Origin of the sequence: Stenotrophomonas sp. LGBM10 (assembly GCF_046736075.1) — a bacterium.
In the GTDB taxonomy this organism is placed as follows: domain Bacteria; phylum Pseudomonadota; class Gammaproteobacteria; order Xanthomonadales; family Xanthomonadaceae; genus Stenotrophomonas.
In genome coordinates, this window is record NZ_CP177163.1 from 2,083,495 (window position 1) to 2,103,973 (window position 20,479).

Here is a 20,479-nt window from a genome sequence, read left to right on the forward strand (position 1 = left end):
GGCACTACACGTACGGGGTGCCTACCATCGCGGCGGCCAGGTGGTCGAGGAAGGAGCTGATCCGCGCCGACACGGCGGTGTTGCGGTAGTACACCGCATGGATGGGTTGGCGCACCTCCACCGTGAGCGTGGGCAGCACCTGCACCAGCGTTCCTGCGGTGCGGTCGCGGTGGGTCATGAAGTCGGACAGGCAGACGATGCCCACGCCTTCCAGCGCCAGCCGGCGCAGGGTTTCGCCACTGGACACGGCCACCGCCGGCCGGACGTGCAGCAGCGCGTCGGTATCGCCCGGCAACGGCCAATGATTGAGCGAGTCCGGTTCGTTGAAGCCCAGCAGTGTGTGCGCCTGCAGGTCGGCGACGCGGGCCGGTGTGCCGTGCTGCTGCAGATAGGCCGGGCTGGCCAGCACCCGTAGCCGGCTGCGCGCCAGCGGCCGCGCATGCAGCGTGGAATCGGCCAGCGGCCCGATCCGGATGGCGACATCGGTGCGGCGCTCCAGCAGGTCGATGTAGCGTTCGCTGCTGTTGAGTTCCAGTGCCACCTCCGGGTAGCGCGCGCGGTAGCCGGCCACCAGCGGGGCGATCACGTGCAGCACGAAGGGCATTGCCGCATCCACCCGCAACCGCCCGGCCGGACGCTCGCGCCGCGCGGCGATCTGCTCTTCGGCCGCCTCCACCGAGGCGACGATGGCGCGGGCCTGGGCCAGGAACGCCTCGCCTTCCTCTGTGAGCTGCAGGCGCCGGGTGGTCCGGGTCAGCAGGGTGGTGCCGAGCTTCTCTTCCAACCGCCCCAGCGCACGGCTGACACCGGACGGGGTCTGCGCCAGCTGTTCGGCAGCGGCGGTGATCGAGCCGCTGTCGATCACCGCGATGAAGGCCTGCATTTCGTCGAGGGTGGTTTTCATCGGACGGGCATTCAACGGACGAGGCCCATTATTGACCATGAGGCAATAGTCATTGGCGTGAAGACCGCTTTTTCGGCACGAGTGCGGCGCGCAGACTGCGCAGCCTCCCTTCCCACCGGTAATCCACCATGTCCCGTGGCATCCCTCTGGCCCTGCTGGCGCTGACGCTCGGTGCGTACGCCATCGGCACCACCGAATTCGTCATCGTCGGGCTGATCCCGACCATCGCCGCCGACCTCGGCGTGTCCCTGCCCTCGGCCGGCCTGCTGGTCTCCCTGTACGCCCTGGGCGTGGCGGTTGGCGCCCCGGTGCTGACCGCGCTCACCGGCCGGGTGCCGCGCAAAACCCTGCTGGTGGCTCTGATGGTGCTGTTCACCCTGGGCAATGTGATCGCCTGGATGGCGCCCGGGTATGGGTCGCTGATCGTGGCGCGCGTGCTCACCGGCCTGGCGCACGGCGTGTTCTTCTCGATCGGCTCGATCATCGCCACGTCGGTGGTGCCCAAGGAGAAGGCCGCCAGCGCGATCGCGATCATGTTCACCGGCCTCACCGTCGCACTGGTCACCGGCGTGCCGCTGGGCACCTTCATCGGCCAGCATCTGGGGTGGCGCGCCACCTTCCTGGCCGTGGCGGCGCTGGGCGTGATCGCCCTGATCGGCAGCCTGCTGTTCGTGCCGCGCAACCTGCAGCGCAGTGAGCCGGCCACGTTCGGCCAGCAGCTGTCGGTGCTGGCCCAGCCGCGCCTGCTGCTGGTGTATGCGATCACCGCGCTGGGCTACGGCGGCACCTTCCTGTCGTTCACCTACCTGGCCTCGATCCTGCAGGACGTCACCGGCTTCTCGGCCAATGCGGTCAGCGGGGTGCTGCTGGTGTACGGCGTGTCGGTGGCGATCGGCAACCTGTGGGGCGGCCGCCTGGCCGACCGCCGCGGGCCGATTCCGGCGCTGAAGCTGATCTTCGCCCTGCTGGCGGCCGTGCTGTTCGTGCTGACCTTCACCGCCTACAACACCTGGCTGGTGCTGCTGACCGTGCTGGCGCTGGGCGCGGTGGCCTTCGGCAACGTGCCGGGGCTGCAGGTGTACGTGGTCAAGCAGGCGCAGCGCTTCGCCCCGCAGGCGGCCGACGTCGCCTCGGGCCTGAACATCGCCGCGTTCAACGTCGGCATCGCGCTGGGTGCCTCGCTGGGCGGCCTGGTGGTCGATCACATCGGCCTGATGCACACCCCGTGGCTGGGTGCGCTGGTGGTGATGGGCGCCTTCGGCCTGACCGCACTGAGCGGCCGGCTGGACCGCCGCGACGGTGTCGCCGACCGTGCCGACGGCATCGCCGTCACCGCGCATTGATCGTTCGCGCAGCGGACCGCTGTCTGCTGCGCTTCATTTAACGGTGCACGGCGTAGCCTGCACCGCACCCCCATGAAGGAGTTTCCATGAGCATTCCCGCATTCGGCCTCGGCACGTTCCGCCTGAAGGGCCAGACCGTCATCGACTCGGTCCGCAACGCGCTCGACGTGGGCTACCGCGCCATCGATACCGCGCAGATCTACGACAACGAAGCCGAGGTGGGCCAGGCCATCGCCGACGCCGGCGTGGCCCGCGACGATCTGTTCCTCACCACCAAGATCTGGATCGCCAACTTCGCCCACGACGCATTGCTGGAGAGCCTGCGCGACAGCCTGCGCAAGCTGCGCACCGACCACGTCGAGCTGACCCTGATCCATTGGCCCTCGCCCAAGGACGCCGTGCCGATGGACGAATACCTGGGCGCGCTGGCCGAGGCGAAGGCGCTGGGCCTGACCCGGCAGATCGGCATTTCCAACTTCACCATCGCGCAGACCCGCCAGGCGATCGGAATCCTGGGTGCCGACGCCATCGCCACCAACCAGATCGAAGTGCATCCCTACCTGCAGAACCGCGCGTTGATCGCGTTCCTCAAGGATCAGGGCATCCATGTCACTGCGTACATGAGCCTGGCCTACGGCGAGGTGCTGAAGGACCCGGTGATCCAGGCCATCGCCGACCGCCACCAGGCCACCCCGGCCCAGGTCGCGCTGGCATGGGCGCTGCAGCAGGGCTACGCGGTGATCCCCTCCTCCACCCGGCGCGAGAACCTGGCCAGCAACCTGCTGGCGGCGGACCTGCGCCTGAGCGAGGCGGACATGGCGCAGATCGCCACGCTGGACCGTGGCCAGCGCCTGGCCAACCCCGACGGGATCGCACCGGCCTGGGATTGACCGGCAGCGCCTAGCGCAGCAACCAGCTGCGCAGCGCCCCGCTCACTTCATCCGGCTGTTCCATTGGCGCCAGGTGCCCGCACGCGGGCACCACCACCAGGGTGGAGCCTGGCACCAGGGCATGCATTTCCTCGCTGATGGCCAGCGGCGTGATGCGGTCGTTGGCACCGCACACGATCAGCAGCGGATCGCGATAGCCAGCCAGCACGTCGTGGCCATCGACGCGATCCAGCGCGCTTTGCCGCAGGAATACCGCCGCCCCCAGCCGCGTGGTCATGTCGCGCACGCGCTGCACCAGCACGTAGTCGTCCAGCCGCGAGGCATCGATGTAGCTGCGCATCAGCGCGTCGCCGAAGCCGTGGAAGGTGCCGGGCAGGCGCACGCTGGCGCGCTGTGACCGGCGCTGCGCGGCCCGTTCCGGTGAATCGGCATGGATCGAGGTGTCGATCAGGGCCAGCCGCAGCACACGCTCCGGCGCGGTCCGCAGGATCTGCTGGGCCACGAAGCCGCCCAGCGAGAACCCGGCCAGGGCAAAGCGGTCCGGCGCCTGCGCCAGCACGTCGTCCACCACCGCCTGCATCGTCTCGCCACGGGTCTGGTCGCCCACCGTGCAGTCGGCGATGTCGGACAGTGCGGCGATCTGCGCGCGCCAGAGTTCAGCGTCGTTGAGCAGGCCGGGGAGCAGCAGCAGGGGGATGCGGTCGGTCATCGCGGTATTGTCGCTCGTGCCTGATCTACGCGCGATGCCTTGCTTCCGGCTCGCGTCTACACGACTTATGTTCAGCTACCTGTCCGGTGAGGTGAATGATGTCCAACGTACCCATGATCGCGATGTGCCTTGTCCTCGCCAGCCTGCCCGCTGCGTGCAACGCCTCGGACAAGGATGCGCTGCAGACACTGCCTGATCTGGTAAAGGCCAATATTCTGGCGGCACAGAAGCACCCCGAGTGCGTACGCGTTGTGGACGCATACGTCCGGCGTACGCGGACGTGGACACCGGCGGATTATCTGGTGTCCACATCGCCGCCGTTGGCCGGTGGCCGCGGCTTCGCCGTCCTGCACAAGGACGATCTTGCAGATCCGCTGGGCAGGAATGAACGCAAGTCGTTCAGTGTGGAGCTGGACAACACGTGCAGCAAGGTGATCGAGGAATTCCAGTTCCAGTAGACGCGGCCGTTTCGATGCTGCCGGGCGATGCTCACACTGGTACCTGGGGTACCTGCACGCCCTGCACCGGCAGCGTCACCACCATCACCGTGGAATCGTCCGGGTCCAGCCGGGTCTTGAAGCCCAGGCTCTGGCACATCGCCAGCATGGTGCTGTTCTCGCGCAGCACCTGGCCTTCGACGATGTTCAGGCCCAGCCACTGGGCGTACTCGATCATGATTGTCATCAGCCGCCAGCCGATGCCGTGGCCCTTGAGATCCGAGCGGATCAGGATGCCGTACTCGCCGCGGTCGTAATCGGCATCGGCATGCAGCCGCACCGCACCGAGCATGTCGCCGCTGCGCGGGTCGATGGCGACCAGGGCAATGGAACGCGCGTAGTCGAGCTGGGTCAGGCGCGCGATGAATTCATGGCTGAAGTGTTTGACCGACTGGAAGAAGCGCAGGCGCAGGTCGTCGTCGGTGACACGGGCGAAGAACGCGCGGAACAGCGCGTCGTCCTCGGGCCGCACCGGCCGCACGAAGGCGGGCGCCCCATCGGACAGGGTAATGGTGCGCTCCCACTCCTTGGGATACGGGAACACCGCAAAGCGCGGGTGACCACGCCCCTTGTGCAGTTTGCGCGATGGCGCGATGGCCACGCGCGCGTCCAGCGCGATCACGCCGTCGCGGTCGGCCAGCAGCGGGTTGATGTCCAGCGTGCGGATCTCGGGGATGTCGGCCGCCAGCTGCGCCAGCTTGACCAGCACCAGCGCCACCGCACGTTCATCGGCGGCGGGTACGTCACGGTATGCCTTGAGGATGCGCGACACCCGGGTGCGGCCGATCAGCTCGTGCGACAGCCGCAGGTCCAGCGGCGGCAGCGCCAGGGCCTTGTCGTCGATGACCTCCACCGCGGTACCACCGCGCCCGAACACCACCACCGGGCCGAACGTGGGGTCGTCGGCAATGCCGGCGATCAGCTCGCGCGCCTTCGGCCGCACGATGGTGGGCTGCACCAGCACGCCGTCGATGCGCGCCTGCGGGCGCAGGTGATGGGCGCGCTCCAGAATCGAGGTGGCCGCCGCGTGCACCGACTGCAGGGTGCCCAGGTTGAGGCGAACGCCGTCCACGTCGGATTTGTGCGGGATGTCGGCGGAGAACACCTTCACCGCCACGGTGGCGCCCTGTTCCAGCAGCGGCTGCGCCAGGTCCATCGCCTCGTGCGCGTCGCGCGCCTGCATCACCGGCGCGGACGGAATGCCGTAGGCGGTGAGCAGCTGGTGGGTGGCGATCGGATCGAGCCACTGCTGCCCGGCGGCAAGCGCGGTGTCGACCAGCGCCCGCGCCGCCGCGGTGTCCACCACGAAATCCTCGGGCAGGCTGGGTGGCGTTTCCATAAGCGCGGCCTGCGCGTCGCGGTAGCGCACCAGGTGCTGGAAGCCGCGCACGGCTTCTGCTTCGGTGGGATAGGTGGGCACCCGCGCGGCATTGAGCGTGGCAGTGGCGCGATCGTCGTTGCCCAGCCAGACCGCGAACACGGGCTTGTCGCGGTGGTGACGCGGGCGCAGGCCCAGGGTGCGGGTAAGCGCCTGCGCGGCATCGGCCGAGGAGGTGAAGGCGGTGGGCACGTTGACCACCAGCACCGCGTCATTCTCGGTGTCGGACATCAGCGCCTCGATGGCGGCCGCGTAACGCTCGCCATCGGCATCGACCACGATGTCCACCGGATTGCCGCGCGACCAGCCCTCGGGCAGCACCGCATCAAGCTGGGCAACGGTGGCCGGGGACAGCTCGGCCAGGCTGCCGCGCAGCGCCAGCAGCTGGTCTACCGCCAGCCGCCCTACCCCGCCGCCGTTGCTGAGGATGGCCAGCCGGCGGCCGGGGAAGGTGCCGAGCCGGCCCAGGGTTTCGGCGGCAGTGAACAGTTCGTCCAGCGCGCTCACCCGCAGCAGGCCGGCGCGGTTGAAGGCCGCCCCGTACACGGCATCGGCGCTGGCCAGCGCCTGCACATGGGTGTCGGCATCGGGGTCGATGCGGATGTGGCGGCCGGATTTCACCACCACCACCGGCTTGGCGCGCGCAGCGGCACGCGCGGCCGACATGAACTTGCGCGCGTCGCGGATGTGCTCGACGTAGAGCAGGATGGCGCGGGTGCGGTAGTCGGTGGCGAAGTAGTCGAGCAGATCGCCGAAGTCCACATCCAGGGTGTCGCCGAGCGAGACCACGGCGGAGAAGCCGACCGAGCGCGCCACGCCCCACTCCACCAGGGCAGCGGCGATGGCGCTGGACTCGGAGATCAGCGCCAGATCGCCGGCCTGCGGAAAGTGGGCGGCGATGCTGGCATTGAGGCGCGCATGCGGCGCGATCACGCCCAGGCAGTGCGGGCCAAGGATGCGCAGGCCCTTGGCGCGCGCGGCGGCTTCCACCTGCGCGGCGAGCGAACCGGGGCCCTGGCCGAGGTTGGCGGTAAGGATGATGGCGGCGGCGACGCCGCGGTCGGCGGCCGTGGCCACCACCTGCGGCACGATGCTGGCCGGCGCGGTGATGACGACCAGCTCGGGCACCCAGTCGAGGTCCTTGAGCCGCTTGACGGTGCGGATGCCGTCGATCTCGCTGTAGCGCGGATTGATCCAGGCGACCTTGCCGGGAAAGCCGGTGGCGCGCAGGTTGCGCATCACGGCGCGGCCGGCGGAACGCTCGCGCGGGCTGCCGCCGATCACGGCGACCGACTGCGGGCGGAATACGGATTGCAGGTGGTAGGTGCTCATGGGGTCGAACAATCACCGGGACACGTGGGTACACGGTACACGGGCACCGGCGGTGTGGGGATGATCTAGCGCAAAGGCAGGCGCCGGGCGTGGGCCCGGCGCCTGCCTGTCATCACGGTTACAACAGCGTCCCGCTCAGGATCATCGCCGCGATGCTGAAGTAGATCACCAGGCCGGTCACATCGACCAGCGTGGCCACGAACGGCGCCGATGCGCTGGCCGGGTCGAAACCGAGCCGCTTGAGGATGAAGGGCAGCATCGAGCCGGACAGCGAGCCGAACGTGACGATGCCAACCAGCGCCGCGCCGATGGTCAGCGCCAGCAGCTTCCAGTGCTCGCCGTAGTCGTGCAGGCCCAGCAGCTGCCAGCTCACGATGCGGATGATGGCCAGCACGCCAAGAATGGCGCCGAGGGTGACGCCGGTGGGAATCTCGCGCAGCGCCACCTTCCACCAGTCGCGCAGGCGCAGCTCGCGCAGGGCCAGGCTGCGGATCAACAGCGAGGTGGCCTGCGAGCCGGAGTTGCCGCCGGAGCTCATGATCAGTGGAATGAACAGGGTCAGCACCACGGCGCGGGCCAGTTCGTCCTCGTAGTGCTGCATGGCGCTGGCAGTGAGCATTTCGCCGAGGAACAGCACGCTGAGCCAGCCGGCACGCTTGCGCAGCATCTCGAAGAAGCCGATCTGCATGTACGGCTTTTCCAGTGCCTCCATGCCGCCGAACTTGTGCGCGTCTTCGGTGGATTCCTCGATCAGCGCGTCCAGGATGTCATCCACGGTGACGATGCCCAGCACGTGGCGCTGCGCATCCACCACGGGGATGGCGAGCAGGTCGTGACGGCGGATCAGCTGCGCCACTTCTTCCTGGTCGAGCATGGCGTCCACGCTCACTGGCGGATTGACCTGGGCCACCTCGAGGATGGGCTCATCGGGCAGGCCGGTGATCAGCCGGCGCATGGTCACCACCTGCACCAGCACGCGCGTCTGCGGGTCCAGCACGTAGATGGCGTAGACGGTTTCGCGGGTGCGTTCGACGTCGCGGATGTGCTGCAGGGTGCGGCCCACGGTCCAGTCCGAGGGCACGCTGACAAACTCGGTGGTCATCAACGCACCGGCCGTATGCGCCGGGTAGCTCAGCAGCTGCTGGATCGACTGGCGTGATTCCGGCGAAAGCAGCGGGATCAGCCGGGCGCGGTCGTCGGCGTCCAGTTCATGGACGATGTCGGTGGCGCGGTCGTCGGCCATCAGCCCGAGCAGCGCGGCGGCACGGGCCACCGGCATCGCGGCGACCAGATCGCCGCCGCGGTTGAGCTCGGGCTGTTCAAGCATCTTCACCGCACGCGGCAACGGCAACGCCGCCAGCGTGTCGGCGGCGCGCGACAGCTCCAGGGTGTTGAGGAATTCCACCGCATCGGCGGTGTTGAAGGCATCGAGGGGCGCGCTCAGGGAGGCGGCATCAGCCACCGGGCGCAGCAGGTCTTTCTGGTTCATCGTATTCGCCTGTCGGGGTCGCATTGCGCAACGCCAACGCTGGCGAACCGACCCGTGTCAGGCGGTAGCCATCGCTGGCGTCGAGCAAGGTCGACTTCTACTGTCGCTGGACATGGGTTGGGGACTCCGGATGGGTGTACTGCCGACGGCGCGGACGCGCCAGCAGCGGCGGGCAGTCTGGACCTCCCCGGCGGTGAGGTCAACCCGGCGGCGGCGGGCCGTTGCGGCGGCATTGTCGTTGCCGTGGCCGGCGCGTCGCATAATGCCTGCACGGCCCCGGCCGAGGGCCTGGATCCCCCCGGCCTCGCGTCACCACGGCTTGTTCCCCTGAACCACGCGGGTCATCGATGTCATGAGCAGGTCCTCCCATGCATAGCGGCGCGCTCGAGCTGGCCCTGGTGCTGCTGCTGGCGGCGGTGATCGCCGTGCCGGTGTTCAAGAAGCTGGGGCTGGGCGCGGTGCTCGGCTACCTGGCCGCCGGCGTGGTGCTTGGCCCGGACGGGCTGGGCTTCGTGCAGGACGCCGACCGCATCCTGAGCGCGGCTGAAATCGGCGTGGTGATGCTGCTGTTCGTGATCGGGCTGGAACTGTCCCCGGCGCGGCTGAAGGTGATGCGGCGCTCGGTGTTCGGCGCCGGGGCCCTGCAGGTCGCGCTGAGCGCGCTGGTGCTGGGTGGCCTGCTGCTGCTCGACCACTTCCAGTGGAAAAGCGCGTTGATCGTGGGGATCGCGCTGGCGTTGTCGTCCACGGCGGTGGGGTTGCAGCTGCTGTCCGAGCACAAGGCGATCAACAGCGATTACGGTCGCCTGGGCTTTGCGATCCTGCTGTTCCAGGACCTCATCGCCATTCCGCTGCTGGCCGCCATTCCGCTGCTCGGCGGGGCCCGCAATGACACCCTGCAGTGGAGCGACGTGGCCGTGGCGCTGGGCGCCTTGGCGGTGGTGATCCTGTGCGGGCGCCCGGTGCTGCGCCGGCTGTTCAACATCATCGCGCGCACCCGCAGCCCGGAAGTGTTCACCGCGATGGCGCTGCTGGTGGTGCTGGGCACGGCGTGGTTCATGCAGGAAGCCGGGCTGAGCCCCAGCCTGGGCGCCTTCCTGGCCGGCGTGCTGCTGTCCGATTCGGAGTTCCGGCACGAACTGGAATCGCAGATCGAGCCGTTCAAGGGACTGCTGCTGGGCCTGTTCTTCATCGCCGTGGGCATGGGCATCGACCTGGACCGCATCGTCGCCGAGCCGGCAATGATCGCTGCCGGCGTGGCCATTCTGCTGGTGGTGAAGTTCGGCCTGCTGTTCACCATCGGCAAGCTGGCCAAGCTGCGTACACGGCACGCGGTGCTGCTGGGCAGCGTGCTGTGGCTGGGCGGCGAATTCGCCTTCGTGGTGTTCAACGAAGCGCAGCGCGCGCACCTGCTGGGCAGCGCCAACCACGACCGGCTGGTGGCGATCGTGGGCCTGTCGATGGCGATCACGCCGCTGCTGATGATCGCGCTGCTGCGCCTGCTCGGCCGCGACGAGGGGCCCAAGGCGAGCGCGCGTCCGGCCGATACGGTGGACACCGAAGGCAGCCAGCCGCAGGTGATGATCGCCGGCATGGGCCGCTTCGGCCAGGTGGTGGCACGCCTGCTGACAGCGCAGAAGATCCCGTTCGTGGCGCTGGAGTCCAACCCCGACACGGTCTCGGACCTGCGCCGGTTCGGCAACAAGCTCTATTACGGCGACCCGACCCGGCCCGAAATGCTGCGCGCTGCGGGCGGTGAGTTCATCCGCGTCTACGTGGTGACGCTGGACGATCCCGACGCGAACATGCGCGCCACGCGCCTGATCCGGCGCATGTATCCCAGTGCCGTGGTGCTGGTGCGGGCGCGCAACCGCCAGCATGCATGGCGTTTGATGGACATGTCGGCCGAGCCGTTCCGCGAGGTGTTCGGCACCAGCCTGGAACTCAGCGAACGCATGCTGATCGCGCTGGGCATTCCGGCCGAGACCGCGCGCAGCCACGTGCAGCGGTTCCGCGAGCACGACGAGAAGCTGCTGCGCGACCAGTACCTGGTGTACGACGACGAAGCGGCGGTGATCCAGACCTCGCGCGATGCGCGCGCGGACCTGATGCACCTGTTCGAAGCGGATGCCGAACGCGACGAGACACCCGATACCGACCGACGCGGCTGAGCTGCCGCGTCGGCGTCAGCCGTTGTCGCGCAGGAACCGCGCCATCGAGGACACGCCGGGCACCAGCGGTTCGAACTCGCCGGCCACGTCGATGAAGCCGCGCATCACCGCGATCTCGCGCGGGCTGCGGTTGAGCGCGTCGCGCACGTCCGGATCGGCGCCGGCACGCAGCAACCGCTGCACAAGCAACGGCAGGCCATGCAGGGCGGCCAGGTGCAGCGGCCCGAACCCGCGCGGATCGCGCACGTCCAGCGAAACCTCTTCATCGAGCAGGCGCTCGACCGCGGCCAGCACCACCTGCTCGTCGCAGGCGGTGCCCGGTTCGGCGCGGGCGCCGAGCAGCAGCAGCAGCGGCGTCACCGAGCCGGCCGCGGCCTGGTCCGGCTCCGCACCGGCCAGCAGCAGCGTATCCAGCAGCGCCAGCAAGCGCGAACGGTCGCGTGCGCTGAAGCCGTACAGCGCTGCGCAGTGCAACGGCCCCAGCTGCTGTGCATCGCCGGCGTGGACGTTGGCACCTGCGGTGAGCAGGCGCGCGACGATGTCCGGCAGGCCCAGCGCCGAGGCCAGCATCAGCACGGTCACCCCGCCCGGCAGGCGGTACTCCAGTTCGGCGCCGGCATCGAGCAGCGCCGACACGATGTCGATCTGACGCATGCTGACCGCCGCCGACAACGGCGTGGCGCCGCTGGCCGCCGCGTGCTGCGGGTTGGCCCCGCGCGCCAGCAGCAGGTCGACCACCGCCAGGTGGCCGCCGCCGGAGGCGCGCAGCAGTGCGGTGCAGCCCTGTGCGTCGACCACGTCCACGGCGAAGCCCAGGTCGATCAGGCGGCGCACGGCATCGGCATCGCCGGCCATCGCCGCCGCCGGCAGGTCACCGTCGCGCAGCGCGCGGCGCGGCAGCGGCCACACGCGCCAGTCGAGCCAGTCGGCCAGATCGCGACGGCCGATCGACAAGGCCACGCCGAGCGGCGTCTGTCCGTCGGCGGCACGTGCTTCCGGCGATGCGCCCTGCTGCACCAGCAGCTTGATCGAGCCTTCGCGAGCCAGCGCGGTCGCCAGGTGCAGGGCGGTCATGCCGTGGCTGTCACGGGCTTCGCGGTCCACGCCCAGCGCCAGCAGCGCGTGCTGCAGGCGCAGCCAGCCCAGCCGGACGGCGAGCGACAGCGGCGGGTCGCCGGCCGGTGACGCAGCAAAGGGATCGGCACCGCGTTCCAGCAGTTCCAGCGCGAGCTGTTCCAGCCCGCGTGAGGCGTGGTCATGCTGCGCACAGGCACTGAGCAGGCGGGCCAGGCCACCGCGGCCGGCTGGCGAGACGCCGTGGCGCAGCAGCACCTGCAGCGCCGGCACGGCATCGATGCCGCGCGCGAGCAGCGCGAACATGGGCGTGTCGCCGCAGGCGTCGAGAACCTCCGGCGCGGCGCCGTGGCCGAGCAGCCAATCCACCGCATGCGGGTCAAGCGCCAGCTCGCCATCGTGCAGCAGGGCGCCCAGTTCGTCGGCGCCGCACAGGCGCGCCAGCGCCGGCATGCCCTCGACGTTGCCGAAGCCCAGCGCTTCGCGCAGCAGGTCCAGCGGGGGACGGTCCGGCAGCGCGTTCGTGATGGGATCGGCATCGCCGCCGGTGGCCAGGCCATCGCTCACTGCCGCCGGCAGCGGATAGGCCGGATCCAGCAACGACACGATCGCCCAGCGCCCTGCGCCAGCGGCGATGTCCACCGCGCGGCGGCCCTGCGGATCGGTCGCGTCGGCGGGGATGCCGAGGTCCAGCAGGCGGCGGATCAGCAGGGGCGACACGGTATCGGCCATGCACGCCAGCAGCACCGCGTTGCGGCCTTCGCCATCCACCGCAGTAAGGTCGGGATGGTGCGGCAGCAGGTGTTCGACCACCGCGGCACGGCCGCCGCGGGCGGCTTCCAGCCACGGGGTGCGGGCAAGGGCGTCGCGCGCTTCCAGGTTCGCGCCTGCAGCCAGCAGCACATCGATGATGTCCACGTGGCCGGCCAGCGCCGCTTCATGCAGGGCGCTGCGCCGCTGGCGGTCGCGCGCATCGGCCCGGGCCTTGTGCTTGAGCAGCAGCTGCACACCGGCCGGATCGTCTTCCTCGGTGCCGGCGGCGGCCAGCAGAACGGGGGTGCCGTCGGCCGGTTCGGTCTTGGCGCCGCGTTCGAGCAGGAATCGCGCCAGGCGCCAGTTGCCGACCTGGCAGGCGACCGCCAGCGGCGACCAGCCGTCCAGGTTGAGCGCGTCCACTTCGGCGGCGGCATCGCGCAGCAGCGCGGCCACGCCCGGGTCGGAACTGCGTGCGGCATGGTGAAGGGGGGTGTTGCCGTCGCTGTCGGCCGCGCGCGAATCGGCGCCGTTGGCGAGCAGGGTCATCACCGCTTCGGGCCGGCCGTGCCAACTGTCGCGGGTGGCGGCCAGCAGCGGGGTCATGCCGCGCGGCGCGGCATTGATGTCCACGCCACGGGCGATCAGTTCGCGCAGCAGGCGCAGATCCGGCAGCACCGCAGCCAGCACGGCCAGGCTGCGCTGGTCGCGCCACTGCGGATCGGGCAGGCCGTGGGGGTCGGCACCGGCCTGCAGCAGCTGCAGCGCGCGATCGACACGGCCGCTGCGTGCGGCGTCGTACAGCGCCGGCAGGCGTTCGTGCTGGCCCAGCGGTTCCAGCGGGCCGGGCGGGTGCGCGCTGTCGGCCAGCAGGTCGGTATCGGTGCCGGCGGCCGGCGCACGCGATGCCACATCGGACAGCGCGTCGGCCGGCTGTACGGTCTGCAGCAGCAGGTGGGCCAGCGGCGACAGCAGCAGCGCGGCCACGGCCAGCGGCCAGCGCGCGCCGTCGGGCACCAGGCCCGGCCAGGCGGGCAGGACGATCAGCGCGCAGACCGCAACGACCAGTGCCGCCACGGCGAGGCCGCGCCAGGCGGTGAGATCGCGGCCGGCCAGGGTCTGCCAGTGGCGCAGCAGGCTGCCTTCACTGCGCTCGATGGCGTTCCACACCGGCCAGGTGCGCCAGACGCCAAGCAGGGCGGCGCTGACCGCCACGCTCAGACCCAGCACCGCGCCGAGGCTGCCGCTGTCATGCAGTGCGGCCAGTGGCCAGGCGACCAGTGCCGCCAACAGCAGCGGGCCGGGAAGCCAGAGGGCCAGCAGCGCGGGGAGATCGCGGCGCAGCAGCACCGGCAGCGCCGGCACGGCGCGCGTGCGCCGCCACCAGGACACGCCGAGCGCGAATGCCGGCTGTGCGAGGGCGGCCGCGAGCGCGCCGGGCACGCCGCCGAGCACCGCTGCCAGCGCCAGCAGGGCGCCGACGGCGACTGCGATGGCACTGGCGCGGGAGCGCGGAAGGTCAGTCATCGTGGGTCATCGCGGCGCGGTACCCGCACCGGCGCGACCGGCGGGGGCGGCATCTGCAGGTGGAAGCCGCGCTCGGCCAGGTTCGCGCGCACCTGCGCGGCGTCGGCCAGGGCAAGACGACGGTCGGGAGTGAGGGCAACTTCCAGGACGAATGCGAACGGCGCCAGCGTGGCCTTCAGTGCGTCGGGAACGGCGCTGAAGTCATCGCGGACGGCGAGGTAGACGTAGGTGTCCTGCTTGCGTTGGCTTTTATAGACGTAGGCTTGCATGCCCGCGGGGCTTTGCCCTGGGAGTGAGTGGGATGATTGTGGATGAAACCGCGCAAGGGCGAAAGCTGCTGCGGTACTCCGGCGTCGGTTTTCCGGCGCGCGGCAGATTCAGGTTCATCAATGTCGCGGACCCGTTCAGTTCCGGAGGGCGACACGGACCGGGCGTGGGCTGGCTGGGGTAGCTGCCAGCGCCACCGAAACGGCGCTGGCAGCGGGGTCCTGCGCTTACTTGACCTTGGCGTAGGTGCCCTTCAAGGCGACACCGGCCATCAGGGTGCCGGCATAGCACTCGTAGTTGGTGCTGCTCTTGAACTCGTTCTTCTTGTAGTAGCTGACGATGTCCACCACGGCATTGGCACCGCGCGACTTGGCGCCGTCCTGCAGGGCGCGCAGCGCCGACAGGGCAACCCAACGGCAGGCGTCGGCGTCGCTCTTGTTGGCGGCGTTGGTCTTCTTGTTGGTCACATCTTCACCCAGGCGCTGCTGGACGCTGACCTTCTCGCCGGCCAGGAAGAAGCGCACGCTGCCATCGATACCGGCATTGCGGGCTTCATCGGAATTGATCAGGTCGTGCAGGGACTGCTCCACGCGGGTGTCGCGGGCCGAGGCGGCGCTCGATACGGCAAGCAGGGCAGCGGTGGCGATCAGGGCAAAACGACGCATTCAACGAACTCCTTGTTGGTGTGGCGCGGGATGGTAAGCGATGCGCGGCCCGGTGGCGGGCCGCGCTGGATCAGGATTCGGCCCAGCGGCGGAAGATCAACGAGGTGTTGATGCCGCCGAAGGCGAAGTTGTTGCTCATGACGTAATCGGTGTGCAGGCTGCGGCCCTCGCCCTGGATGTAGTCGAGTGCGCCGCAGCGCGGATCGACCTCGGTCAGGTTCAAGGTCGGCGCGAACCAGCCTTCGCGCATCATCTCGATGCTCAGCCACGCCTCGAACGCCCCGCACGCGCCGAGCATGTGGCCGACGTAGCTCTTGAGCGAGCTGATCGGCACGCCGCCCGGGCCGAACACCTGCGCGGTGGCCTGGGTTTCGGCGATGTCGCCGTGATCAGTGGCGGTGCCGTGCGCGTTGACGTAGCCGATCTGCGCCGGCTCCAGGCCGGCGTCCTCCAGCGCCAGGCGCATCGCCTGGGCCATCGTATCGGCGCTGGGCTGGGTGACGTGCTGGCCATCGCTGTTGGTGCCGTAGCCGACCACCTCGGCCAGGATCGTCGCGCCGCGTGCGCGCGCATGCTCCAGCTCTTCCAGGATCAGCGTGCCGGCGCCCTCGCCCAGCACCAGGCCGTCGCGGTGCGCGTCGAACGGACTGGGCGTGGTCTGCGGGGCATCGTTGCGCACGCTGGTGGCGAACAGGGTGTCGAATACCGCCGCCGCGGTGGCGTCGAGCTGCTCGGCGCCGCCGGTGACCATCACCAGCTGCTTGCCGCTGCGGATCGCCTCATAGCCGGCGCCCACGCCCTGGCTGCCGGACGTGCAGGCGCTGGAGGTGGTGTAGACGCGGCCGGACAAGCCGAAGAACACGCCGATGTTGACCGGCGAGGTATGGCTCATCATCTTCAGGTACGTCGTGGCGCTGATGCCTTCGGTGGTGTGCTCGTGGAGCATCCGGCCGAACTCGGCGGTCGCCTCGTGGCTGCCCGAGGACGAGCCGTAGGCCACGCCGGCCATGCCGCTGCGCAGGACCGGGTGGCCGAGCAGACCGGCCGATTCCAGCGCCAGTTCGGTGGCGCGCACCGACATCACCGCGACTTTGCCCATGCTGCGGGTGGTCTTGCGGTTGTAGTTCGGCGGCAGGTCGTAGTCCTGCACCGGCGCGGCCAGACGGGTGTTGAGGCCGTCGAACACCTCCCACTCGGGGATGTAGCGCACCGCGTTGACGCGGGCGTGCAGGCGTTCGCGGATGCTGGCCCAGTCGTGGCCCAGCGGGCTGAGCGCGGCGGCACCGGTGACCACCACGCGACGATCGATCCGGCCCATCAGACCATCCCTCCATTGACCGAAATCACCTGGCGGGTGATGTAGCCGGCCGATTCGGACATCAGGAACGAGACCGCCGCCGCGACCTCTTCGGGCTGGCCCAGGCGGCCGGCAGGAATGAGCTTGAGCGCGTGCTCGACCACTTCCTGGTTCACCATCTCGGTCTCGATCAGGCCCGGGGCCACGCAGTTGACGGTGATCGCGCGGCTGGCCAGCTCCAGCGCCAGCGCCTTGGTGGCCCCGATGATGCCGGCCTTGGCTGCGCTGTAGTTGGTCTGCCCGCGGTTGCCGACCAGACCCGATACCGAGGACAGGGTGACGATGCGGCCCGGCTTGCGCCGCCGCACCATCGGCATCACCAGCGGATGCAGCACGTTGTAGAAACTGTCCAGGTTGGTATGCACCACGGCATCCCAGTCCTCGGCCGACATCGCCGGGAATGCGCCGTCGCGGGCGATGCCCGCGTTGCACACCACCCCGTAGTAGGCGCCGTGGGCCTCCACATCGGCCTCCAGCGCGGCGCGCGCGGCGTCGCGGTCGGACACATCGAACATCAGCACCCGCGCCTGGCGCCCGAGTGCCTGGATGTCGGCGACCACCGCCTGTGCATCCTCGATGCGGCTGCGGCAATGCACCACCACGTCGAAGCCGTCGCGCGCGATCCGCAGCGCCACGGCACGGCCGATGCCCCGGCTGGCGCCGGTCACCAGCACGGTCAGATTCCCTGTCATGCCTGTCCACTCTCCAGATAAGCCATCGCGTCGCGTGGTTCGAACACGGAAACGTTGGCAACCGCCAATTCGGTATCGCCCGCCGAGATCCGGCAGGCAAACATGCCCAGGCCATTTTCGCCCATCAGCTCGCAATGCGCCTCTACCCGCAGGCAGCTGCCCGGGGCGAAGAACGGCTGGTGGGCGGTGTAGCGCCGCGTGCCCAGCAGGAAGCCGATGGACGGCACCCCGCCGGCCTGGCGGGCCTTCGCGCCAGCCCAGGCGGCGATCGCCTGGGCCATGTATTCCACGCCGACCCAGGCCGGCACCCCGTCGGGCGTGGTGAACAGGCCGTGCGACGGCACATCCACCTCGACCACCACGGACGTTTCCTGCCAGTCGAGCAGGCGGTCGATCAGGCGCATGCTGTCGCGGTGCGGCAGCACGTCATCGATATCGCAGGGCAGCTCCATGCTCACCTCCGCGCCAGGGCCAGCACGGCATTGCTGCCGCCGAAGGCGAACGAATGGCTCAGCACATGCTGCGGCGGCTGCGCCATGCGAGTGCCGGGTGCCACCAGCGCCAGCGCCGGCAGCGCGGCGTCGGCCTGCCCGTCCCACCAGTGGGTCGGCAGCTGCTGTTGCGGGTTGTCGGCCAGCACCATCCAGCACAGCGCGGCCTCGATCGCGCCCGATGCCCCCAGCGTGTGGCCGGTCAGCGGCTTGGTGGAACTGGCCGGTACCTGCGTACCCAGCACGGCCGCCACCGCCTGGCTTTCCATCGCATCGTTGTGCCCGGTGGCGGTGCCGTGCAGGTTCACGTAGTCGATCTGCGTGGCGGCAAGACCGGCCCGGTCCAGGGCCTGCTGCATGGCATCGATGGCGCCGCGCGCCTGCGGGTCCGGTGCCGACATGTGGTGTGCATCGGAGGACTCGCCCCAGCCGGACAGCTCCACCGGGCCGGCCTCGCGGGTCATCAGGAAGAGCGCGGCGCCTTCGCCGATGTTGATGCCGTTGCGGTTGGCCGAGAACGGGTTGCAGCGCGTGGCCGAGACCGATTCCAGCGCGCTGAAACCGGCCACGGTAAAGCGGCACATCGAATCGGCGCCGCCGGCCACCACGGCATCGACCACGCCGGCGCGCAGCAGCCGCGCGGCCGACATCAGCGCCTTGGCACTGGACGAGCACGCGGTGGAGATCGTCCAGGCCGGGCCATCGCTGCCGATGCGCGCCCGCACGTAGCGCGCGGCGGTACCCATTTCCTGCTGCGCATAGTGGAAGTCGTCCGGCCAGTGGCCGTGGTCGTGCTGCGTGCGCAACGCGTTTTCCGACTCGCCGATGCCCGACGTGCTGGTGCCGATGATCACTGCCACGCGCGCCGCGCCGTACCGCGCGATCGCGGCATCGACGCCGCCACGGATCTGCTGCAGGGCCGCTTCCAGCAGGGCGTTGTTGCGCCCGCGCAGCGCCACCGGCAGGGCCGACAGGTCCGGCAGCGGCGTGACGACTTCGCCGAGTGCCAGCGTGCGCCCGGCGATCACCGCATCGGTATCGCGCAGCCCGCCGGGCTGGTCGGCGAACAGACCGTCGCGCACCTGCGCGCGGTCCGCGCCCAATGCGCAGACCACGCCCAGTTCGTTCAGATAGATGGCAGGGCTGCTCACGGTTGCGTCTGTTCCATGTCCAACGATTCGATCACCAGTTCGTAGCCTTCGGCCAGGTTGCGCAGGCGCTGCCGGCCCGGCGCCAACGGCTCCAGCACCAGCCACGCGCGGCCGTCCTGCTCCAGACGGCGGCTGCCATCGGCGTCGACAAGCGTCCAGCCGGGCGGCAGGGCGGCGCGGATCGCGGCGGCCGGCCACAGCGCGAACTGCAGGTCGTCCAGCACGCGTTCGCCGCGGACCTGCGGTGGCAGCCACGGTGCACGCGTCTGCACGAGCGTTTTGCCGTCCCAGACCATGCGCACGCCGGTCTGGCCCATCGCCTGCACCGCCAGCCGCACCTGCTCGCCATCCGCCTCCAGCAGCGCGTCCAGATCGCGCTCATGGCTGCCGAAGCGGAACTGCAGGCGCTGCTGCAGCTGCAACGGCTGCGGCAGCGCGGACGGCGCCAACTGCAGCACCGGCAGCTGCGCCAGTGGCGTGGGCATGCGCGTGCTGGCACAGCCGGCCAGCAGCACGCACAGCAGCAGAGCGACGATCAGGCGCTGCACAGTTCCTCCAGCACCCGCAGGCGGCGGCCGGTGGCGTCGGCCACGTAGGGGTTGTTGGTGTCCCACGCATAACCGGCCAGGATCGAGGAGATCATGCGGCGCACGGCCGGCTGCTGCGTCGGGTGGTAGATGATCTTCTGGAAGCCGCCGGCATACCACGCTTCAACGAACCGCCGGAACGTCTTGACGCCGGCGCGCAGCGGGATGGCGAACGACTGTTCCCAGTCCACCGTTTCGCCGGCCTGCTCGCGCGCCAGGCAGTCGCTGGCCAGCTGCGCCGACTTGAACGCGATGGTCACGCCCGAGGAGAACACCGGATCGAGGAACTCGCCGGCGTTGCCCAGCAGCGCGTAGCCCTCGCCCCACAACGAGGAGACGTTGGCCGAATAGCCGGTGATGGTGCGCACCGGCAGCACCGCCCACTCGGCGTTCTTCAGCAGGCGGGTCAGGTTGGGGTCTTCGCCGACGATGGCCTGCAGCTTGTCCAGGTCGCTGCCGGAATAGCGCTCGAAGAAGCTCGGCTCGGCCACCACGCCCAGTGAGCAGCAGCCGTTGGAGAACGGGATCGTCCAGTACCACACGTCCACGTGCTCGGGATGGGTGGTGATCAGGATCTTGTTGCGGTCGAAGCCGGCGTCGGCCGGAATATGGTCGCGCACATGGCAGAAGATCGCGCCGCGGACCGGGAAGTTCGACGGCGACTCCAGCTTCAGCAGGCGTGGCAGCAGCCGTGCGAAGCCGCTCGCATCGAGGATGAAGCCGGCCTCGATGGTGTACTCGCTGCCGTCCGGTCGCCGCACCTGCACGCGTGCCGGCCGGCCCGGTTCCACCGCCAGCACTTCGTCACCGAAGCGCAGCGTGGCGCCCATGCGCTCGGCGCCGCGCGCCAGCACGTCGTCGAAATCGGCCCGCTGCACCTGGTAGGTGGTGCCCCAACCCGGCGAGAACTTGTCGCGGAAGTCGAACTCGGTGGTGGCCTCGCCGCGCACGAAGGCGGCGCCGTTCTTGTACTGGAAGCCGGCCTGGACCACGTCCTGCAGCAGTCCCGCCGCCTCGATGTACTCCATGCTCTGCGGCAGCAGGCTTTCGCCGATGGAGAAGCGCGGGAACTGCTGGCGCTCCAGCATCAGCACCTGGCGGCCCTGCTTGCGCAGCATGGCGGCAGCAACAGAGCCGGCCGGGCCGGCGCCGATCACCAGTACGTCGGTGGTTTCGAGTTGCGGGTTCATCGATGCATCCTT

General features: G+C 69.8%; 17 protein-coding genes. 4 read left to right on the forward strand and 13 right to left on the reverse strand.

The genetic code is table 11. The features are described 5' to 3' along the window. Positions 1-4: 4 nt before the first annotated feature. On the reverse strand, positions 5-904 hold the full coding sequence (locus ACLB90_RS08835) for a LysR substrate-binding domain-containing protein (protein ID WP_411852561.1): 900 nt from the start codon (positions 902-904) through the stop codon (positions 5-7). 128 nt (positions 905-1,032) lie between these two features. Between ACLB90_RS08835 and ACLB90_RS08840 the strand changes: the two genes are divergently transcribed. Together ACLB90_RS08840 and dkgB are read left to right on the forward strand one after the other, a co-directional pair. Beyond that, positions 1,033-2,247: an MFS transporter gene (locus ACLB90_RS08840; RefSeq protein WP_411852562.1), complete on the forward strand. Its 1,215-nt coding sequence runs from the start codon at positions 1,033-1,035 to the stop codon at positions 2,245-2,247. Between the two features lie 86 nt (positions 2,248-2,333). Then, on the forward strand, positions 2,334-3,137 hold the full coding sequence (dkgB, locus tag ACLB90_RS08845; RefSeq protein ID WP_411852563.1) for a 2,5-didehydrogluconate reductase DkgB: 804 nt from the start codon (positions 2,334-2,336) through the stop codon (positions 3,135-3,137). 10 nt (positions 3,138-3,147) lie between these two features. Here the strand turns inward: dkgB and ACLB90_RS08850 are convergent, their stop codons facing one another. Beyond that, the gene (locus ACLB90_RS08850) at positions 3,148-3,846 is read right to left on the reverse strand and encodes an alpha/beta fold hydrolase (protein WP_411852564.1); all 699 of its coding nucleotides are present in this window, start codon (positions 3,844-3,846) and stop codon (positions 3,148-3,150) included. Positions 3,847-3,941: 95 nt separating this feature from the next. On the opposite strand from ACLB90_RS08850, the gene ACLB90_RS08855 reads away from it, so the two are divergent. Next, positions 3,942-4,304 (forward strand): hypothetical protein, encoded by a 363-nt coding sequence (locus ACLB90_RS08855; RefSeq protein WP_411852565.1) that lies wholly within the window; start codon positions 3,942-3,944, stop codon positions 4,302-4,304. 31 nt (positions 4,305-4,335) lie between these two features. Here ACLB90_RS08855 and ACLB90_RS08860 read toward each other — a convergent pair whose 3' ends face one another. Continuing rightward, on the reverse strand, positions 4,336-7,053 hold the full coding sequence (locus ACLB90_RS08860; protein WP_411852566.1) for a bifunctional acetate--CoA ligase family protein/GNAT family N-acetyltransferase: 2,718 nt from the start codon (positions 7,051-7,053) through the stop codon (positions 4,336-4,338). Positions 7,054-7,171: 118 nt separating this feature from the next. Next, entirely contained in the window at positions 7,172-8,542 is a 1,371-nt protein-coding gene (gene mgtE, locus ACLB90_RS08865) for a magnesium transporter (RefSeq protein WP_411852567.1), read from the reverse strand. A 368-nt stretch (positions 8,543-8,910) separates the two neighbouring features. Here mgtE and ACLB90_RS08870 point away from each other — a divergent pair, with 368 nt between their 5' ends. After that, on the forward strand, positions 8,911-10,713 hold the full coding sequence (locus ACLB90_RS08870) for a monovalent cation:proton antiporter-2 (CPA2) family protein (RefSeq protein WP_411852568.1): 1,803 nt from the start codon (positions 8,911-8,913) through the stop codon (positions 10,711-10,713). A gap of 15 nt (positions 10,714-10,728) precedes the next feature. On the opposite strand, the gene ACLB90_RS08875 is transcribed toward ACLB90_RS08870, so the two are convergent. From ACLB90_RS08875 to ACLB90_RS08915, 9 genes are all read right to left on the reverse strand, one after another. Beyond that, the gene (locus ACLB90_RS08875; RefSeq protein WP_411852569.1) at positions 10,729-14,067 is read right to left on the reverse strand and encodes an ankyrin repeat domain-containing protein; all 3,339 of its coding nucleotides are present in this window, start codon (positions 14,065-14,067) and stop codon (positions 10,729-10,731) included. Beyond that, positions 14,064-14,336 carry a YcgL domain-containing protein gene (locus ACLB90_RS08880; RefSeq protein WP_136006085.1) on the reverse strand — a complete coding sequence of 91 codons (273 nt, stop codon included), beginning with the start codon at positions 14,334-14,336 and terminating at the stop codon, positions 14,064-14,066. The genes ACLB90_RS08875 and ACLB90_RS08880 overlap by 4 nt, the downstream gene beginning before the upstream one ends. 225 nt (positions 14,337-14,561) lie before the next feature. Beyond that, positions 14,562-14,999 (reverse strand): excinuclease ATPase subunit, encoded by a 438-nt coding sequence (locus tag ACLB90_RS08885; RefSeq protein WP_411852570.1) that lies wholly within the window; start codon positions 14,997-14,999, stop codon positions 14,562-14,564. A 70-nt stretch (positions 15,000-15,069) separates the two neighbouring features. Continuing rightward, the gene (locus tag ACLB90_RS08890) at positions 15,070-16,317 is read right to left on the reverse strand and encodes a beta-ketoacyl-ACP synthase (RefSeq protein ID WP_411852571.1); all 1,248 of its coding nucleotides are present in this window, start codon (positions 16,315-16,317) and stop codon (positions 15,070-15,072) included. Beyond that, the gene (gene fabG, locus ACLB90_RS08895) at positions 16,317-17,048 is read right to left on the reverse strand and encodes a 3-oxoacyl-ACP reductase FabG (protein ID WP_411852572.1); all 732 of its coding nucleotides are present in this window, start codon (positions 17,046-17,048) and stop codon (positions 16,317-16,319) included. The genes ACLB90_RS08890 and fabG overlap by 1 nt, the downstream gene beginning before the upstream one ends. Further along, positions 17,045-17,500, reverse strand: a complete 456-nt coding sequence (locus tag ACLB90_RS08900) for a hypothetical protein (RefSeq protein ID WP_411852573.1) — start codon at positions 17,498-17,500, stop codon at positions 17,045-17,047. The genes fabG and ACLB90_RS08900 overlap by 4 nt, the downstream gene beginning before the upstream one ends. Before the next feature lie 2 nt (positions 17,501-17,502). Next, the gene (locus ACLB90_RS08905; protein ID WP_411852574.1) at positions 17,503-18,690 is read right to left on the reverse strand and encodes a beta-ketoacyl-[acyl-carrier-protein] synthase family protein; all 1,188 of its coding nucleotides are present in this window, start codon (positions 18,688-18,690) and stop codon (positions 17,503-17,505) included. After that, the gene (locus ACLB90_RS08910; protein WP_411852575.1) at positions 18,687-19,238 is read right to left on the reverse strand and encodes a DUF3261 domain-containing protein; all 552 of its coding nucleotides are present in this window, start codon (positions 19,236-19,238) and stop codon (positions 18,687-18,689) included. Before ACLB90_RS08910 ends, ACLB90_RS08905 begins: the two co-directional genes overlap by 4 nt. After that, positions 19,226-20,467, reverse strand: a complete 1,242-nt coding sequence (locus ACLB90_RS08915; protein WP_411852576.1) for an NAD(P)/FAD-dependent oxidoreductase — start codon at positions 20,465-20,467, stop codon at positions 19,226-19,228. The genes ACLB90_RS08910 and ACLB90_RS08915 overlap by 13 nt, the downstream gene beginning before the upstream one ends. Between the last annotated feature and the right edge of the window lie 12 nt (positions 20,468-20,479).